Source organism: Streptococcus sp. SI1 (genome assembly GCF_030439945.1).
Lineage (GTDB): Bacteria > Bacillota > Bacilli > Lactobacillales > Streptococcaceae > Streptococcus > Streptococcus intermedius.
On record NZ_JAQFJE010000004.1, the window covers coordinates 139,800 to 156,369 of the forward strand.

The following is a 16,570-nucleotide window of genomic DNA, read 5'->3' on the forward strand; positions in this document are numbered from 1 at the left end:
ACAAAATCTTTCTACTCCCCTAAGTAAACTTGACAATAAAAATAAGTTATATCCCCTTTATATCAGCTTAAATAACCTATTGCTTTACAATGCTGTCAACTTCAATTTATAAAAAATACTTGCTCAACAGTATGAACAAGTATCTTCATCATTATTTTTTTGTTTTTTCCTGGTTTTTCGAAATACTTCGTGATTTTCCTTCCAAATAGACCATCAGAATTGAAATATCTGCAGGATTGACACCAGAAATCCGACTAGCCTGACCAATAGTTTCTGGATTTATTTTCTTAAACTTTTGACGAGCTTCTGTAGCAATAGAATCAATATCATCCCAATCTATAGTTGCTGGAATGCGTTTTTCTTCCATGCGCTTCATTTTTTCAACCTGATCCAATGCTTTAGAAATATAGCCTTCATATTTAACTTCAGTTTCAATCAATTCAATAATCTTTTCATCTAAAACTTCAGCTGCTGGACCAATAAAATTGATAACATCTTCATACGAAACTTCTGGACGACGCAAAAATTCTTTCGCTGTAACTGCGTCTGTCAATGGTTTAAAGCCTAATTTTTCAACCATTTCATTCGTTTCTTTAATTGGCTTTAATTTAATAGAATTCAAACGCTTCATTTCAGTTTCATATTGATGTTTCTTAATTTCAAAACGCAGCCAGCGCTCATCATCAACCAATCCTACTTTACGTCCAATTTCAGTCAATCGCATATCCGCATTGTCATGACGTAAAATGAGACGATATTCGGCTCGACTAGTCAAAAGACGATACGGCTCTACTGTTCCCTTAGTGACCAAGTCATCAATCATGACCCCAATATAACCATCACTGCGTTTCAAAATCAGTTCCGGTTTTTCTTGAACTTTTAGAGCTGCATTGATCCCTGCAACAATGCCTTGCCCCGCTGCTTCCTCATAACCAGATGTCCCATTTGTTTGCCCAGCTGTAAATAAACCTGAGATTTTCTTAGTTTCTAGAGTAGCACGAAGCTGATGTGGCATAATCATATCATATTCAATCGCATAGCCAGTTCGCATTAATTCAGCATTTTCAAGTCCCTTAATAGAATGCACTAAGTCTTTTTGAACATCCTCTGGCAAGCTCGTTGAAAGCCCCTGAATATAAACTTCTTCTGTATCTCGTCCTTCCGGTTCCAAGAAAAGTTGGTGGCGTTCTTTGTCCGCAAAACGAACAATTTTGTCTTCAATTGACGGGCAGTACCGTGGACCAACCCCCTTCACCATACCTGAAAACATTGGTGCACGATAAAGATTGTTTTGAATAATTTCGTGGCTCATCTCATTAGTATAAGTTAACCAACAAGGAATCTGATCTTTAAGGTAGTCCTCATCACGAGAAATATAAGAAAAATGATTCGCTTTTTCATCTCCAGGCTGAATATCCGTTTCCTCATAATTGATAGAAGAGGCTTTAATACGCGGAGGTGTACCTGTTTTAAAACGTCCAATTTCAAATCCTAAGTCACGTAAGTTATCTGCTAGGCTAATTGCGGCTAAGCTATGATTCGGGCCAGAAGAATACTTCAAATCCCCAATAATAATTTCTCCACGCAGGGCTGTACCAGTTGTTACAACAACTGCCTTTGCAGCAAACTCTTGATGCGTAGCTGTTTTCACACCAATGACTTTCCCATTCTCGACTAGAATCTCATCTATAACGGTTTGACGCAAAGTCAGATTTTCTTGGTGTTGAACCGTCTTACGCATTTCTCTGGAATAGAGTTCTTTATCTGCTTGAGCACGAAGAGCACGAACAGCAGGCCCTTTCCCAGTATTAAGCATCTTCATCTGAATATAAGTTTTATCTATATTCTTAGCCATCTCTCCGCCTAGAGCATCCACTTCCCGTACAACAATTCCCTTAGCAGAACCTCCAATAGAAGGGTTACAAGGCATAAAGGCTAACATTTCAATATTGATTGTCGCAAGTAAAACTTTACAGCCCATCCGGCTGGCAGCCAGAGAAGCTTCAACTCCTGCATGCCCAGCACCAATCACGACAATATCATAACTTTCAGTAAAATTGTGTGTCATCTTTTTTCCTTATTCTTCACCAAAAAAGTCAAACCTCTAGAAGTGCAGGACAAAAGTCCTACAACATCCATGAGCTTTGACCATCATAGTTATTGCTATATCTATTTTAGCAGATTGTTTCAAGATGTCAATTTAAATATACTGTTGAAGCTTTCCATTTTTATAAGCGTTGTCAATTAGGCCTCCACCAAGACACTCTTCTCCATCATAAAATACAACAGCTTGTCCAGGTGTAATAGCACGTTGCAATTCTGCAAAATTGACAGTTGCCTTGTCACCCTTTACAGTAACTGTCACCTTAGAATCTGGCTGACGATAGCGAAACTTAGCAGTACATTCCATAGTAAATTCTTCTGGCATTTCTTTTGTGAAATGAACCTGACTAGCGTCAAGGCTGGTTGACATTAAGTTGTCATGATAAAAACCTTGACCAACATAAAGAATATTTTGACTGAGATCTTTTCCAACAACGAACCAAGGTTCATTATCACCACCATTCTGACCGCCAATTCCAAGACCACCTCGCTGGCCAATAGTATAATACATTAAGCCTGCATGCTGGCCCATATCTCGACCTTCAAAGGTCATCATGCGACCAGGTTGGGCAGGTAAGTATTGGCTCAGAAATTCTTTAAAATTCTTTTCGCCAATGAAGCAAATACCAGTTGAGTCTTTTTTCTTAGCAGTGGCTAAACCTGCTTTTTCAGCAATTGCTCGAACTTCTGGCTTTTCTAGATGCCCCAGAGGAAACATGGTCTTCTGAAGTTGTTCCTGAGACAGTTGACTTAGGAAGTAAGTCTGATCCTTGTTATTGTCCTTACCTCTCAGCATGTGGACTAGGCCATCTTCATCTCTCTTTACCTGAGCATAATGACCAGTTGCAACATAATCTGCTCCCAGTGTCAAGGCATAGTCAAGGAAGGCTTTAAACTTGATTTCCTTGTTACACATGACATCTGGGTTTGGAGTCCTACCAGCTCGGTATTCTGCCAAGAAATATTCAAAAACGCGATCCCAGTACTCCTTTTCAAAGTTGACAGAGTAGTAAGGAATGCCAATTTGATCTGCAACAGCTGCTACATCCTTGTAGTCTTCTGTGGCTGTGCAAACACCAAATTCATCTGTATCGTCCCAGTTTTTCATGAAGATGCCAATCACATCATAACCTTGCTCTTTCAAGAGCAAAGCAGTCACTGATGAATCAACACCTCCGCTCATACCAACAACGACACGAATTTTAGAGTTATCACGCATTGTATTCTCCCATCTTTTCGTTATTTCACGATTGAAGGTCGTGCTGTGCTTTCAACGATTGAAGGTCGCTTGAGCAAGATTTATTATAACATGAAATAAGTTTAAGAACAAATTTCAACAGCCAAATAGTTCTACCTTTACACCGCTGTAAACTAAAAATGTGATAGACAAATTATTGAGATAGTGATTGAAAGATGGAAATTCCTTCAAAAGAGTTTTTCAAAACTTGATATACTAGGTTTCTAGCTTGTCGCTAAAAATGATGGTCCTTTTTGCAATCAACTACTACATTAAAAGCTTACACCTAGAAAAAACAGGCTGAGACATTTTGTCCCAACCTCAATCACTTTTTATATGTATCAATACCAGCCATTTGCTAGCCAGAAAGCTTTAGCAGCTGACCAAGAACCATAACGACCTGATACATAAGTATCTGCTACTTTTTCTTGATTTTCTGCTGATAAGTCACCATTTAAGTAAGACAAGCTCAATTGATATCGGCCATAATATTGGCCATTTCGCGCTGTGTAACTACCACCTGATTCTTTTTGTGCAATCCATTCTTTTGCTGATGCATCTTCAGCACTCAAACCAGATGATGCGGCAGTGGTAGTCATTGCAACTGAATCATTCAACTCTAAGACCTGCCCAACACTAATCAGATGGATATTACTAATCTTATTTTTCTGAGCAATGTGATCAACTGTTGTATTATGTGATGTAGCAATAGCTGAAAGGGTATCTCCAGATTTCACTGTATAGCTATCCGCATTTGCAAATGTAGGAAGAAAAAAGATTGCTGTTACAGCTAAGGTCATTAAACCCACTTTTGTTCGTTTGCTCGTATTATTTAAATTCAATATCATTTAAATTCTCCTTTCCTGTGATAGAACTATCATATACCTTAATTATTACTATTCTTTTTGTTTTCCATTAAAAATATTACAAAGAAATTGAGGAAAGGCTAAAATTCGCCCTCTATTTCTTTGCTTTAAGCTTCTTATAAGAAAACTGGCCTCAAAGCAAGTCTAAATTTAATCCAATTTCCCTTTATCACCTAAAAAGGCAGAAAAATATACTGAACTTTGATATAATGAAGATAATGAATCTATAAGGAGTTATGATGAACTCACTAAAATTTCAATCTGTTTTTGATATTATTGGACCTGTGATGATAGGTCCATCTAGTAGCCATACAGCAGGTGCTGTTCGTATTGGAAAAATTGTTTCATCCATTTTTGATGATAAGCCGACTGAAGTCGAATTTCAACTATTTAATTCTTTTGCAAAAACCTATCGAGGGCATGGTACAGACTTGGCTTTGGTAGCGGGAATTCTGGGAATGAATACAGATGATCCTGAAATTCCAAACAGCCTTGAGATTGCTCATCAGCGAGGCATTAAAATTATCTGGACGATTCAAAAAGATAGTAATGCTCCACATCCAAATACAGCTAAAATCACCATTAAAAATGATCGTAAAACGATTAGTGTTACGGGTATTTCTATTGGTGGCGGGAATATTCAAGTGACTGAGTTAAATGGTTTCTCTGTTTCACTCAGCATGAACACTCCCACAATTATTATCGTTCATCAGGACATCCCTGGAATGATTGCTCATGTTACGGAAGCACTCTCTCGTTACCACATCAATATTGCACAAATGAATGTCACAAGAGAAAAAGCTGGTGAAAAGGCAATTATGATTATCGAGGTGGATAGCCGTAGTTGTGACCAAGCAGTAGAAGAAATCCGCAAAATACCCCACCTCCACAATGTCAATTTCTTCAAGTAGGAGAACTCATGTTTTATTCAATCAAAGAATTAGTAGAACAAGCTGATTTAGACTTTCAAGGTAGTGTAGCCGAACTTATGATTGCTACTGAATACGAGCTGACAGGGCGTAAACGTGACGAAGTTTTACGGTTAATGACCAGAAATCTAGACGTTATGAAAGGTTCTGTCATTATGGGATTGGACGAAAGTAAATCTCGGAGCGGATTGACAGGTGGCGATGCAGCCAAACTTCACAAATATATTCAATCAGGAAAGGCGCTTTCGGATTATACGGTCTTAACAGCAGCCAAAAATGCTATTGCTGTCAATGAATACAATGCGAAAATGGGGCTAGTTTGTGCAACACCAACAGCTGGAAGTGCTGGTTGTTTACCTGCCGTTCTCACATCAGCTATTGAAAAATTAGAACTTACTGAAAAACAACAACTAGACTTTCTATTAACTGCTGGAGCTTTTGGTCTAGTTATCGCTAATAATGCGTCCATTTCAGGAGCTGAAGGTGGTTGTCAAGCTGAAGTTGGCTCAGCAGCAGCCATGAGTGCAGCAGCACTTGTTCTAGCAGCAGGTGGTACAGCATTTCAAGCTAGCCAAGCAATTTGCTTTGTTATTAAAAATATGCTTGGCTTAATCTGTGACCCTGTTGCAGGTTTAGTCGAAGTCCCTTGTGTTAAGCGAAATGCTATGGGAGCCAGTTATGCTTTCATTGCTGCTGATATGGCTTTAGCAGGTATTGAATCTAAAATTCCTGTTGACGAAGTGATTGATGCAATGTATCAAGTTGGGACAAGTATGCCAACTGCCTTTCGCGAGACTGCTGAAGGAGGTTTGGCAGCTACACCTACTGGTCGTAAATTATCCAAAGAAATTTTTGGTGAATAACTTCTTTTACACAAAATATTGGTGTACTAGTTCCCAATTTCAAAATAAACGGAGCTAATTATACTTGAAACACTGCTTTGAGGCTATAGATAGGATAGGGCTTGTCAAGGAAGTTCTATCACTATTCACTTTTTAAACCCAGAAAAGTATTTTCAACAAAAACTCTACTTCCTCCATTCACTATCTTTATCGTTCTCACGAACTACCTCATCTCTTATATATAGACTATGCAAAATTTTAAATATATTTTTTTCGATTTAGATGGAACTCTTGTTGATAGCTCAATAGGAATCAAAAACGCTTTCCATTATGCATTCACTTCATTACATATAAAAACTCCAGAAAGCAAAAAACTAGATACCTTCATTGGACCACCTTTAGAAGTAAGCTTTGCTTCTACTGTCCCAGAAACTGATCTTAATCAAGCTATTTCTTATTTTAGAGAATACTATAAAGATAAAGGTGTGTTTGAAGCTCAACTTTACTATGGTATAAAAGAACTTTTAATAGAATTAGAAAAGTCAGATTACCACATCTACATCACTACTAGTAAAAATGAGTCAATGGCTAATAAAATGGCACAATATCTAAAAATTGATAAGTATTTCAATGGTATTTTTGGTTCACTTCCAAATTCTTACTATAAGGCAGATGTTTTAGCACGCGCTTTAAATCATTCTCACGCCACTCTGGAACAGTCTGTTATTGTTGGAGATACAAAGTTCGATATGATAGGTGGGAAATCTGTTGGCATTAATACTCTAGGAGTTTTATGGGGATTTGGAAAGCAAGATGAATTAACTATCAATGGAGCAGATTTTATCTCAGATTCACCTCAGAATCTTTTAACAACATTGATAAATAAGGCTTGACACAATTTGTAAACTACGTTTACAACGTTACGTACCTGCGTTTATTTGTCTCACACCTTACACCTAACAGAGCGAGATAGACTGAAAGTCACACAAATCCAAAAAAGATGAGTAAATCAAGTACAGATTTACTCATCTTTTAATTAACTCATTTATTGTTATTCCGCTTAATAATTCCAAGCAGATAATCCTTGTGCCTTATATGCACGATAAGCAGCTTGAATTTGGTCATTTACTGTAGCTGTTGAACCCCAACCTGGCATTGTTTGAAAAAGACCACGAGCTCCTGATGGATTGTAAGCATTTACTTGCCCATTTGATTCACGAGCAATGATATGTTCCCAAGTTGATGCTGGAACACCTGTCAATTCTGCCATACGAGCAGCTGCATAAGCTCCTGTAGTACCAGCAGTGTTTCCATTAGGAAGAACCACATTTGAAGAACGGTTTGCTGTAGCTGGTTGTGAATAAGTAGTTGTCGTAGCAGGTGCATTATATGTCGCAGTTTTGTAAGTTGTAGTTGTTGAAACTTTCGAACGCTTTTCTTTATCAAGTTCTAAAATTTGTCCAACTTTAATGAAGTCAGGATTTTCAATTTTATTAAGTTCAACTAGCTTTTCAACTGATGTATTTTTTTCTTTAGCAATTTCTGATAAAGTATCACCCGATTTAACAGTATAAGATTCAGCACTTGCAATAGTTCCTGTTGCAAAAAAAGCAACTGCAGTAAAAATTCCTGATAGCGTTAATTTCATTGTTTTCATGTATATATTAATTTCTCCTTTTTTCGTATAATACTATATTACACGTAAAATATTTCTGTAATCTTAGAATTGTATTACAAAGATTACAGAAATATTGATTTTATACGCAAAAAACGCTTTAAAAGGCGTTTTTTTTGCTAACAATAATATAACTTTTAACTTTTCAAGAAAAATAACATCAGAGCTAAAACAAATATAGTAAAAATAGAGAATGTATCTTCTTTTTTCCACCTCAACTGTCGATAACGACTTCTTCCCAAACCGCCTTGGTAACCTCTTGCCTCCATGGCAGTCGCCAAAGCATCCGCACGTTTAAAACTAGAAGCAAATAACGGAATTAAAATAGGAATGGTTGATTTTACCTTTTGCACAATACTCCCTTCACCAAAATCAACACCACGTGCTCTTTGAGCATTCATAATTCGTGTTGTATCATCCATCAAAGTAGGCACGAAACGTAAACTCATTGATAACATCAAACCTATTTCATGAACAGGTATCTTTAATGCCGCTAAAGGTTGCAATAATGATTCAACTGCATCTGCCAAACTAAGTGGCATTGTTGTTAAAGTCAGGAGAGTAGAAAAAATAATAATTAAAAGAAAGCGGCTAAAAATGATGCCTGACTGAGCTAAACCTACCTCTGTGATTCTTATAAAGCCAAATTGAAATAACACCGAGCCACCAGATGTAAAAATTAGTTGGAATAAAGTCGTAAAAGCAATCAAAAAGACCATAGATTTTAATCCTTTAAGAAAAAATCCTAAAGGAATTTTGGAAAGTCTAACCAATAACATTGTAAAGACAAATAATAGGCTATTCGTTACAATATTATTTGCCAAAAAGATAATTAAAATAAAGAGAAACATTGACAAAAGTTTGCTGCGAGGATCTAATCGATGAATAATTGAGTTCCCAGAAATATATCGTCCTAAAATCATGCTATCCATGTAGTAACTCCTTAAATTCTTTTAATGTAATAGGTAGATATGGAAGAGTTAGCCCTCTATTTTTTAATTCTTGTGCAAACTTTGTAATTTTGGGGACTCCCAGTTGAATACTTTCCATAAACACTACATCTTGAAAGACTTGCCGAGGATCTCCACTTTTTACTACTCTTCCTTTTTCCATTACATAGACAGTATCTGCAAAATTAGCAACATCATCCATCAAATGTGTCACTAAAACAATGGTCATCCCTGCTTTATGTAATTGCTTAAAGAGATTCATCAGTTCTTTACGTCCAGCAGGATCCAAACCTGCTGTTGGCTCATCTAACACAAGAACATCTGGTTCCATTGCTAGAATGCCAGCTATAGCTACTCGCCGCATCTGTCCCCCAGACAATTCAAACGGACTACGTTCAAATAATTCTTCTGATATTCCAACAAGAGCTAAATTTTTACGTGCTAAACGTTCCGCCTCCTCTTTTGATACACCAAAATTTTGTGGTCCAAAAGCAACATCTTTTAAAACAGTCTCATCAAAAATCTGACTTTCGGCAAACTGAAACACCAATCCCACTTTTTTACGTACTTGCTTAATATCTTTGTTTACAGACGTAGAAGTAATTTTGAGTTCATCAATCACTACACTTCCTTCAGTTGGGACTAAAAGCCCATTCAACAATTGTAAAATAGTTGATTTTCCACTACCTGTATGACCAATCAAAGCAGTATATGAGCCATCTTTTATTTCTAAATTGACTTCAAAAAGGGCAGGACCCTCAAAGGGAGTGCCTGCTTGATAAGCATAACTTACATTTTCTAAAGTAATTCCCATAAATTATCCTGCAATTCTTTTTCCGTTAAATAGTGCTCTGGCAATTGAAAACCTAATTTAAACAAAGTTGATTTTACTTGGTTTGTAAAAGGTTCATCTAAACCTAAGTCTTCTAAATCTGTTCGTGAGAAAAGTTCACTCGGTGTACTAGTTGATTCTACCTGTCCTTCTTTCATCACCAAAACTCGATCACTAAGGGCTACTTCATCCAAATCATGTGTAATAGAAATAACAGTCATACCATGCTGATCTTTAATCTTTTTAACTGTCTGAATCAACTCTAAACGCCCTTCTGGATCCAACATACTAGTTGCTTCATCTAAAATAATAATATCTGGGCGCAAAGCAACCACACCAGCAATGGCTACGCGCTGCTTTTGACCACCAGAAAGTCTTGCTGGTTCACGTTCTTTAAAATCTTGCATTCCAACAATGCTTAATGCTTCATGAACTCTATCAAACATCGTTTGGTAATCAACCCCTTGATTTTCCAAACCAAAAGCAACATCATCCTCAACAGTTGCCCCCACAAATTGATTATCTGGATTTTGAAAAACCATTCCAATATGCTGACGCTTCTCCCAAACATTTTCAAGAGTTAATTTATCTCCATCAATGAATATCTCACCGCTTTCTGCTTCCAATAAACCATCTATTAAACGAACTGTTGTAGACTTACCACTGCCATTGTGCCCAACAATAGATAGCCATTCTCCTTGTTTCACGTGAAACGTAACATCTTTAAGAATATAATTATTTGCATGATTATCGTATTTGTACTTTAAATGCTGAACTTCAATGATATTTTTCATATTATCTAAATGTATCTTTAAAAAGATAGGCACTTCCTTTGAAATAGTCATAACCGGAATAAATCGTAAAAATTAATGCAATATATAGTAAAATTTGCCCTAGCCATGTCCAATGCAGTAACAGAAAAATAATGGAAAACATCTGTGTAAATGTTTTAATTTTTCCCGGCATAGCTGCAGCTAAGACTGTCCCCCCCGTTTCAACCAATAATAATCGCAAACCTGTAACAGCTAACTCTCGGCAAATGATAACTGCAACAACCCAAGCAGGTGCCATATTCATTTCAATCAACATAATAAAAGCCGACATTACTAATAACTTATCTGCCATTGGATCAGCAAATTTCCCGAAGTTCGTTACAACATTCCATTTACGAGCTAAATAGCCATCCAAGTAATCTGTAATACTAGCTACTGCAAAAATAACTGCTGCAAAAACATGCATTCTAATAGAATGACCTAAGGACAATACTAAAATAAAAATCGGAATCAAAGCAATCCGTAACAAAGTCAAAGCATTGGGAATATTTTCTTTTTTCATTTTTATTTCCTTAATATTTTACTATAAGTGTAATCGTACCAGTCAAGCTTGTCAAGCCTGATGTATCAATTTGTTGATTATCAATTGTAATGGTTACACCTTTCACCACACCAAGAGTAATTGTTGAAGTGGTTCCAGGAGAAATGACAGTTGATACGGTTTCTTTTTCGGGGCTTAATGTAACCCCCCCTTCCAAGTCTGTACCTGTAACACTTATCCAACTGCTTGTACCACTAACAGATAATTTTAAGTTGACAGTATTTGTAACACCTGTCAACGTCGCTGTCAATTTATCACCATTTCCAGATACAATCAAATTTGTTTTTGAACTACTAGATGATTCACTAGAAGTAGACGAACTAGAAGAATTAGTTGTCTGTTTATTTACAATACTATAACTTGACGAAGGGGTTGTTTGTAATGAATTGTGTTGAACATATTTCCAAACATAATAACTAACAAACGATAGAATAGCTAGTGCTAAAATAGTCAAATAGAACAATGGTAAAAAGGAAGTTCGCTGTTTTCTTGTTCTTCGACTTCTAAAATTCTCTTCCTCATCAACATCTACTTCATCATAAGCAATCATACTCCCTTCTTCATAAGCATCAAGAATAATCCGTTCATCTAAATCAACAGCCCAAGCATATTTTCTTAGAAAAGAACGAGCATAAAAAGGACTAGGGAGACGATCAAAATCATCAGCTTCCATAGCTTCCAGTAGCTCTAACTGAATATCTGTTTTCTTTTGTAAATCTTCTAAGTTCATCCCTTGATTGATACGAGCTAATCTTAGGACTTCACCAATTGTTTTTTTTCTCATACGCTCTAGCCTTCTTTCTATTAAACACTATTTTACCAAATTTCGCTAAAACATGAAATCATTTTGGAAAAATAGTAAAGTCAACCATTTCACAAGAATCAATAAAATGATGCCCTATTTCTACTATGTCGACTAAACTGATTGTCTGTAATATTTTGGGTAAATCAAATAAATTCTCACCCTCTACAAAAGTTTCATATTGAGTTGCAATATATTCTAATGAATTAAGCCCATGCAAAAAATCACCAAACATTTCACTTTTTATGGTATCAAGATGTTCTTCTGTCACATCAGGATCGTTTTCAAAATTCCAAATTACCGAACGAAATTGGTGAGAGAGAGCAACTGGTTCACTAGTATCCATCGTCAGCATCACAAAGTGAAAATCTTTTTCAACCTCAACTTCTAATGATAGTGAGTTATCGATTTTTCCAAGTTCATAAAGTGATTGAAATCTTTTAGATGTCCAACCAAACATCATTGCAAACAGCAGCTTTAGGCTAATCTTATAACGAAATAAATTAATTCCTACTAAGGATTGATTCCCACGTAATCCAATTGCGAGTTTAGAACTCGCCACTTCCATTCGCACACTTCCTGTAGAAATAACGGGATTTAATGTAAGTGGAAAGCGTTGAATAAAATCTTGTTTAGCAAAAGACTCTAAACATTCCTGCTGCTCTTGAATAACAGTAATGGTCTTTTCTAATTCAAAATCGCCAATCAACAGTAAGCTCATATTAGATGGACAATAAAAACTTTCAAAATTTTTATCCAAATCTTCAACTGTTATTTCTGTAACTGATTCAATGCTTCCTGCAATATCTTCTGCCAACGGAGTATCTGGATAAAGGTTTGCTAAAGTGTGAAAGTACAAACAATAATCTGGATTATCCTTATACATATCAATTTCTTGCTGAATAATTTCTTGTTCACGTTGAACAGATTCTTCTGTAAAATACGCATTTCCTAGTAAACTTTGCAACAAACTCACACTTTCTAACACATTGTCTGTCGCTGAAAAAAGATAGCTAGTCTTAGTAAAACTTGTAAAAGCGTTGCTCTCTGCACCTAATTCAACAAATTGTTGTAAAATATCTTGACCATGTTCATCTTCAAATAATTTATGTTCTAAAAAATGAGCAACTCCTGCAGGATATTGAACAACTTGATTAGCGCCATGCGGAATAAAACGAGTATCAATTGACCCAAAATTTACAGTCATAATCCCATAGACTTCATTAAATTCTTGTTTAGGTAAAAAAAATACTCTTAGACCATTTTGTAAAGTAGATTGATAGACTACTTCTCCAACTGCAGGATAATCCTTCCTCTCTATTTTTAAAGGTTGCATTAGTTTCCTTCCATAAAATAAACTGCCTGTAAACTAAGTTGTCTTGCAACAACAATAATATCTTCTCGACTAACTGCATCTAAAGTATTTAACAAAATATCAATTGGCATAAATTTTGTCTGAAAAACAGATGCCATATAAGCTCGTTCCATCAATGTATTTTGCTTATCTAAGGAACAAAGAATAGTATTTCGTAGCATTTTTTTAGTCTGATTTAAATCTTCATCTGTAAAGCGACCCTTTTTTAAATCTCCAATTTGTCTATAAATGAGACTTACTGTTTTGGTTCGATTTTTTTTATCAATTCCAGCATAGATACGCATCATACCTGAAAAAATATCAATAGTGCTAGAAATTGTATAAGCTAAGCTTTCTTTTTCGCGAACATTAACAAATAATTTTGAATGAGCAAAACCACCTAAAAGTCCATTCAATACAATCAGAGGGATATGATATTTATCTCCATATTGAATTGAAAAATGATAGCCTAATTCAATTATGGATTGATGAGCATCATTTTGTTCCAAACCTTCTTTTAAAATACTAGAAAATTCTTGATGATATTGTGGTTGTAAAATAAGTTGACGAGGTTGTAAAGCAAAACTTTTCAAATGCTCACAGACTTCAATCTCATTAAATTCACCTATAAAAAATATATCAATCTTGTCATTTTGAAGCATTTTTTGAAAAATGGCAAAACTACTTTCTGACGTTTCTTTTTTTACAAGATCTAATGTAGCAAAAGAAGGAATCTGCATCTCCGGTTTTGTATAAAATAATTTATTCAATTTTTGATGGGCATAATAAAAGTGATCTTCAATTTCAGCCCTTAAATCATTGAGTACATTCTTCTTTTCAACTTCAAAAATAACCTGATTAAAAGATTCTCCATCTACTAAAGGTTTTAACAAGCTATCTTTCAAAAAATCAAGTATCTCTCCTGTTAATGTATTTTTACGACTTAAAAATGTGTCACTAATAAAAGAGATATCTAAGTCTACATAATGAGTTAACCCTCTTCGTGATAACCTTGTTGAAAAGTTTGCACCATAAAGATTTGCTAATCGCTCACGAAAAATTTGTGGCGTGGGATAAATTTCATTAGCTGTTTCAAGCATATTTGCCAACAGTACACGCCCTGCAATCATATTCATAGACATTGGAGCTGAAAATCTCATCTTTATTCGATTGGTTTTAAATTTTTTGGATGGTATAAAATGGAAATCCACTCCAGAAACTAGCTCCATAGCGTTCCTCATATTCTTTTAATACTGACTTCTATTATATCACGAAACAGTGGCCAATTTCTCATTCAAACATTACTCTTTTTAACTTAAAACGTTTTCTTCAAAATATAATTTAATTATTTTGATATCATCTTTTCTTTCAATTATGATATAATGACAAAGATTGAGGTAAATTATGAAATACAAATTATTTGATGAGTATATTACTCTACAAGCGTTACTAAAAGAAGTTGGAATCATTCAAAGTGGTGGTGCTATTAAAAGTTTTCTTCAAAAAAATAAAGTTTATTTTAATGGAGAACTAGAAACACGACGCGGAAAAAAAATTCATATTGGTGACATCATTACTCTTCCAAATCAAAAATTAGAAATACTTCTGACTGTACCAAATCAAGAAGAACGAGCTGAACACGATAAGGAGCTTTTAGAAAAAAAGCGAGTTGCCTCTCTTGTAAAAGAAATGAACAAAGATATCAAAAAAGCCAAGTCAACAACAGCCAATCTAAAAGCCAATAAATATGAGAAAAAAGCTCTAATTCGCTTTCCAGGTCTTTAATATGTGGTTAAAAAACTTACAAATTCAATATTTTCGCAATTATAAATTAACTGAAATAGATTTTCACCCTGGTCTCAATATTTTTTTAGGGGAAAACGCTCAAGGAAAAACAAATATTTTAGAAGCTATCTATTTTCTTGCGTTGACACGAAGTCATCGAACTCGTTCAGATAAAGATTTAATTTATTTTTCTAACGATTCTTTAAAAATTTCTGGACAACTTGCCAAAGAAACTGGGAATATCTCTTTAGAAATTGACTTGACCCCTAAAGGAAGAACTACAAAGGTTAATCATTTAAAACAAAGTAAATTATCCGATTATGTTGGAAATATGAATGTTGTTCTATTTGCTCCAGAAGATTTACAACTGATTAAAGGGACACCAGCTCTTAGACGGAAATTTATCGACATAGAATTAGGGCAAATTAAACCAATCTATTTATCTGATTTATCACAATATCATCATGTTTTAAAACAACGAAATGCTTATCTAAAGGCAGCCAAAAAAATAGATGAGACTTTTTTAACTGTCTTGGATGATCAGCTAGTAGAGTTTGGTTGCCGTGTTATGCAACATCGAACAGAGTTTCTCAAAAAACTAGAACACTTTGGTCAACAAAAACATTTAGAGCTTTCAAGTAATTTAGAAAACTTAACCATTAAGTATTGCTCTTCTATTCCACTTTCAGATCCCAATAAATTGAAAGAATCTTTCCAAATTGCATTAAGACAAAGCCGTAGTAGAGATTTATTTAAAAAAAATACTGGAATTGGTCCTCATCGAGATGATATCGCTTTTTATATTAATAACATGAATGCCACTTTTGGCAGTCAAGGACAACATCGAAGTATGGTCCTATCTCTTAAGTTGGCAGAGATTGAACTTATGGAAACTGTGACCAAAGAAAAACCAATTCTTCTACTTGACGATGTTATGAGCGAACTTGACAACAATCGTCAATTGAATTTGCTTGAAACTATCTCTCAAAATATACAAACATTTATCACAACAACAACTTTAGAACATCTGAAACATTTGCCTTCTGATATTAAAATTTTCTCAATTCATGATGGACATTTTATGGAAAATCAAGTGTAAAGTAACTGTTGTTATAGTTTACAAGGATGTCAATCTCGTTATAAAAACTCTGTACTCTGTATAGTTTGACAAATAATTATTGGAAGGGTTTAGCTCTGTTGTGGATAGGACTAAGTCCTTTTCTACCATTTGTTAATACCAATATTTTCAATAAAAATTATTTTTGAAACAATGGTAAATCTAGAGCCCTTGTCTTTTTTCTTACTATGATAGACCCAAAGCACACACAAAAACAACACCTTATTCATGAATAAGGTGTTAGAATGAACATACATAAGATTTTGTATCAAATCGTAATCGTAAAACTTATTCTGCGTAATATGTCATACTGCTAAAACGATACATGGAAATGATTGTATGTAGTCGTGTTGAAGTGCCTGGTAACTATCTTTTTCAGTTCTTATGGAAATCTGCGATATGACAGAGATTGCTATAACTAGCAGAAACAGTGTTATAAATGCACTTAAATCCTTCTAACAGTATTTCGCAATGCGTTCCTTGACCATCAAATCTCCAGATTCATAATGTCGTAAGTCAATATTGATAAAAGCCTTATTTTGATCAGCAGATTAAACACAACAAATGTCGCCTTATCTCCCCCCAATAATAGATATAGCAGTTGTTTCACTGATACCAGTAATTGAGATATGCAAGCAAAGGTTGCACAACTTGTATCATATATTTCAGGTTAGAGAGCTCCACATAGTATCACTGACTATGTG

General features: G+C 35.1%; 16 protein-coding genes. 5 read left to right on the forward strand and 11 right to left on the reverse strand.

Annotated features, from left to right (window positions below):
* Positions 1-151: 151 nt before the first annotated feature.
* The 3 genes from mnmG to PCY10_RS06630 form a co-directional block, all read right to left on the reverse strand.
* Positions 152-2,068, reverse strand: coding sequence for a tRNA uridine-5-carboxymethylaminomethyl(34) synthesis enzyme MnmG (mnmG, locus tag PCY10_RS06620; protein ID WP_021003357.1), 1,917 nt, complete (start codon positions 2,066-2,068; stop codon positions 152-154).
* Positions 2,069-2,200: 132 nt separating this feature from the next.
* A complete protein-coding gene (gene mnmA, locus PCY10_RS06625; RefSeq protein ID WP_327083049.1) occupies positions 2,201-3,346 on the reverse strand; it encodes a tRNA 2-thiouridine(34) synthase MnmA in 1,146 nt (381 codons plus the stop codon).
* A gap of 335 nt (positions 3,347-3,681) precedes the next feature.
* Positions 3,682-4,188: a LysM peptidoglycan-binding domain-containing protein gene (locus PCY10_RS06630; protein WP_021003359.1), complete on the reverse strand. Its 507-nt coding sequence runs from the start codon at positions 4,186-4,188 to the stop codon at positions 3,682-3,684.
* A gap of 257 nt (positions 4,189-4,445) precedes the next feature.
* On the opposite strand from PCY10_RS06630, the gene sdaAB reads away from it, so the two are divergent.
* The 3 genes from sdaAB to PCY10_RS06645 all read left to right on the forward strand — a co-directional run bounded on the left by sdaAB (position 4,446) and on the right by PCY10_RS06645 (position 6,870).
* Positions 4,446-5,117, forward strand: coding sequence for an L-serine ammonia-lyase, iron-sulfur-dependent subunit beta (gene sdaAB / locus PCY10_RS06635; RefSeq protein ID WP_021003360.1), 672 nt, complete (start codon positions 4,446-4,448; stop codon positions 5,115-5,117).
* A gap of 8 nt (positions 5,118-5,125) precedes the next feature.
* Positions 5,126-5,998, forward strand: coding sequence for an L-serine ammonia-lyase, iron-sulfur-dependent, subunit alpha (gene sdaAA, locus PCY10_RS06640; RefSeq protein ID WP_003075451.1), 873 nt, complete (start codon positions 5,126-5,128; stop codon positions 5,996-5,998).
* 227 nt (positions 5,999-6,225) lie between these two features.
* Positions 6,226-6,870: an HAD hydrolase-like protein gene (locus PCY10_RS06645; protein WP_009569712.1), complete on the forward strand. Its 645-nt coding sequence runs from the start codon at positions 6,226-6,228 to the stop codon at positions 6,868-6,870.
* Between the two features lie 167 nt (positions 6,871-7,037).
* On the opposite strand, the gene PCY10_RS06650 is transcribed toward PCY10_RS06645, so the two are convergent.
* The 8 genes from PCY10_RS06650 to PCY10_RS06685 form a co-directional block, all read right to left on the reverse strand.
* Positions 7,038-7,634 carry a LysM peptidoglycan-binding domain-containing protein gene (locus PCY10_RS06650; RefSeq protein WP_021003361.1) on the reverse strand — a complete coding sequence of 199 codons (597 nt, stop codon included), beginning with the start codon at positions 7,632-7,634 and terminating at the stop codon, positions 7,038-7,040.
* Positions 7,635-7,789: 155 nt separating this feature from the next.
* Positions 7,790-8,584 carry an energy-coupling factor transporter transmembrane protein EcfT gene (locus PCY10_RS06655; protein WP_021003362.1) on the reverse strand — a complete coding sequence of 265 codons (795 nt, stop codon included), beginning with the start codon at positions 8,582-8,584 and terminating at the stop codon, positions 7,790-7,792.
* The gene (locus tag PCY10_RS06660; RefSeq protein WP_021003363.1) at positions 8,577-9,416 is read right to left on the reverse strand and encodes an energy-coupling factor ABC transporter ATP-binding protein; all 840 of its coding nucleotides are present in this window, start codon (positions 9,414-9,416) and stop codon (positions 8,577-8,579) included. The genes PCY10_RS06655 and PCY10_RS06660 overlap by 8 nt, the downstream gene beginning before the upstream one ends.
* Positions 9,401-10,228, reverse strand: coding sequence for an energy-coupling factor ABC transporter ATP-binding protein (locus PCY10_RS06665; RefSeq protein WP_009569716.1), 828 nt, complete (start codon positions 10,226-10,228; stop codon positions 9,401-9,403). Before PCY10_RS06665 ends, PCY10_RS06660 begins: the two co-directional genes overlap by 16 nt.
* A gap of 1 nt (position 10,229) precedes the next feature.
* Positions 10,230-10,769: a CDP-diacylglycerol--glycerol-3-phosphate 3-phosphatidyltransferase gene (gene pgsA, locus PCY10_RS06670; RefSeq protein ID WP_003077406.1), complete on the reverse strand. Its 540-nt coding sequence runs from the start codon at positions 10,767-10,769 to the stop codon at positions 10,230-10,232.
* A 10-nt stretch (positions 10,770-10,779) separates the two neighbouring features.
* Positions 10,780-11,592: a cytoskeleton protein RodZ gene (gene rodZ, locus PCY10_RS06675; RefSeq protein WP_021003365.1), complete on the reverse strand. Its 813-nt coding sequence runs from the start codon at positions 11,590-11,592 to the stop codon at positions 10,780-10,782.
* 58 nt (positions 11,593-11,650) lie between these two features.
* Positions 11,651-12,946: a pitrilysin family protein gene (locus PCY10_RS06680; protein ID WP_021003366.1), complete on the reverse strand. Its 1,296-nt coding sequence runs from the start codon at positions 12,944-12,946 to the stop codon at positions 11,651-11,653.
* Positions 12,946-14,193 carry a pitrilysin family protein gene (locus tag PCY10_RS06685; RefSeq protein WP_021003367.1) on the reverse strand — a complete coding sequence of 416 codons (1,248 nt, stop codon included), beginning with the start codon at positions 14,191-14,193 and terminating at the stop codon, positions 12,946-12,948. The genes PCY10_RS06680 and PCY10_RS06685 overlap by 1 nt, the downstream gene beginning before the upstream one ends.
* Positions 14,194-14,368: 175 nt before the next feature.
* Here PCY10_RS06685 and yaaA point away from each other — a divergent pair, with 175 nt between their 5' ends.
* Both yaaA and recF read left to right on the forward strand, forming a co-directional pair.
* Complete coding sequence (yaaA, locus tag PCY10_RS06690) at positions 14,369-14,749, forward strand: S4 domain-containing protein YaaA (RefSeq protein ID WP_021003368.1); 381 nt, start codon at positions 14,369-14,371, stop codon at positions 14,747-14,749.
* A 1-nt stretch (position 14,750) separates the two neighbouring features.
* A complete protein-coding gene (gene recF / locus PCY10_RS06695) occupies positions 14,751-15,848 on the forward strand; it encodes a DNA replication/repair protein RecF (protein ID WP_021003369.1) in 1,098 nt (365 codons plus the stop codon).
* The last annotated feature ends 722 nt before the right edge of the window (positions 15,849-16,570 follow it).

Coding starts and splice junctions, on each gene's coding strand:
- rodZ (WP_021003365.1), bottom strand. CDS start 11,592: ATGAGAAAAAAAACAATTGGTGAAGTCCTAAGATTAGCTCGTATCAAT.
- yaaA (WP_021003368.1), top strand. CDS start 14,369: ATGAAATACAAATTATTTGATGAGTATATTACTCTACAAGCGTTACTA.
- PCY10_RS06685 (WP_021003367.1), bottom strand. CDS start 14,193: ATGGAGCTAGTTTCTGGAGTGGATTTCCATTTTATACCATCCAAAAAA.
- sdaAA (WP_003075451.1), top strand. CDS start 5,126: ATGTTTTATTCAATCAAAGAATTAGTAGAACAAGCTGATTTAGACTTT.
- PCY10_RS06630 (WP_021003359.1), bottom strand. CDS start 4,188: ATGATATTGAATTTAAATAATACGAGCAAACGAACAAAAGTGGGTTTA.
- PCY10_RS06660 (WP_021003363.1), bottom strand. CDS start 9,416: ATGGGAATTACTTTAGAAAATGTAAGTTATGCTTATCAAGCAGGCACT.
- pgsA (WP_003077406.1), bottom strand. CDS start 10,769: ATGAAAAAAGAAAATATTCCCAATGCTTTGACTTTGTTACGGATTGCT.
- mnmG (WP_021003357.1), bottom strand. CDS start 2,068: ATGACACACAATTTTACTGAAAGTTATGATATTGTCGTGATTGGTGCT.
- recF (WP_021003369.1), top strand. CDS start 14,751: ATGTGGTTAAAAAACTTACAAATTCAATATTTTCGCAATTATAAATTA.
- PCY10_RS06645 (WP_009569712.1), top strand. CDS start 6,226: ATGCAAAATTTTAAATATATTTTTTTCGATTTAGATGGAACTCTTGTT.
- PCY10_RS06665 (WP_009569716.1), bottom strand. CDS start 10,228: ATGAAAAATATCATTGAAGTTCAGCATTTAAAGTACAAATACGATAAT.
- PCY10_RS06655 (WP_021003362.1), bottom strand. CDS start 8,584: ATGGATAGCATGATTTTAGGACGATATATTTCTGGGAACTCAATTATT.
- PCY10_RS06680 (WP_021003366.1), bottom strand. CDS start 12,946: ATGCAACCTTTAAAAATAGAGAGGAAGGATTATCCTGCAGTTGGAGAA.
- PCY10_RS06650 (WP_021003361.1), bottom strand. CDS start 7,634: ATGAAAACAATGAAATTAACGCTATCAGGAATTTTTACTGCAGTTGCT.
- sdaAB (WP_021003360.1), top strand. CDS start 4,446: ATGAACTCACTAAAATTTCAATCTGTTTTTGATATTATTGGACCTGTG.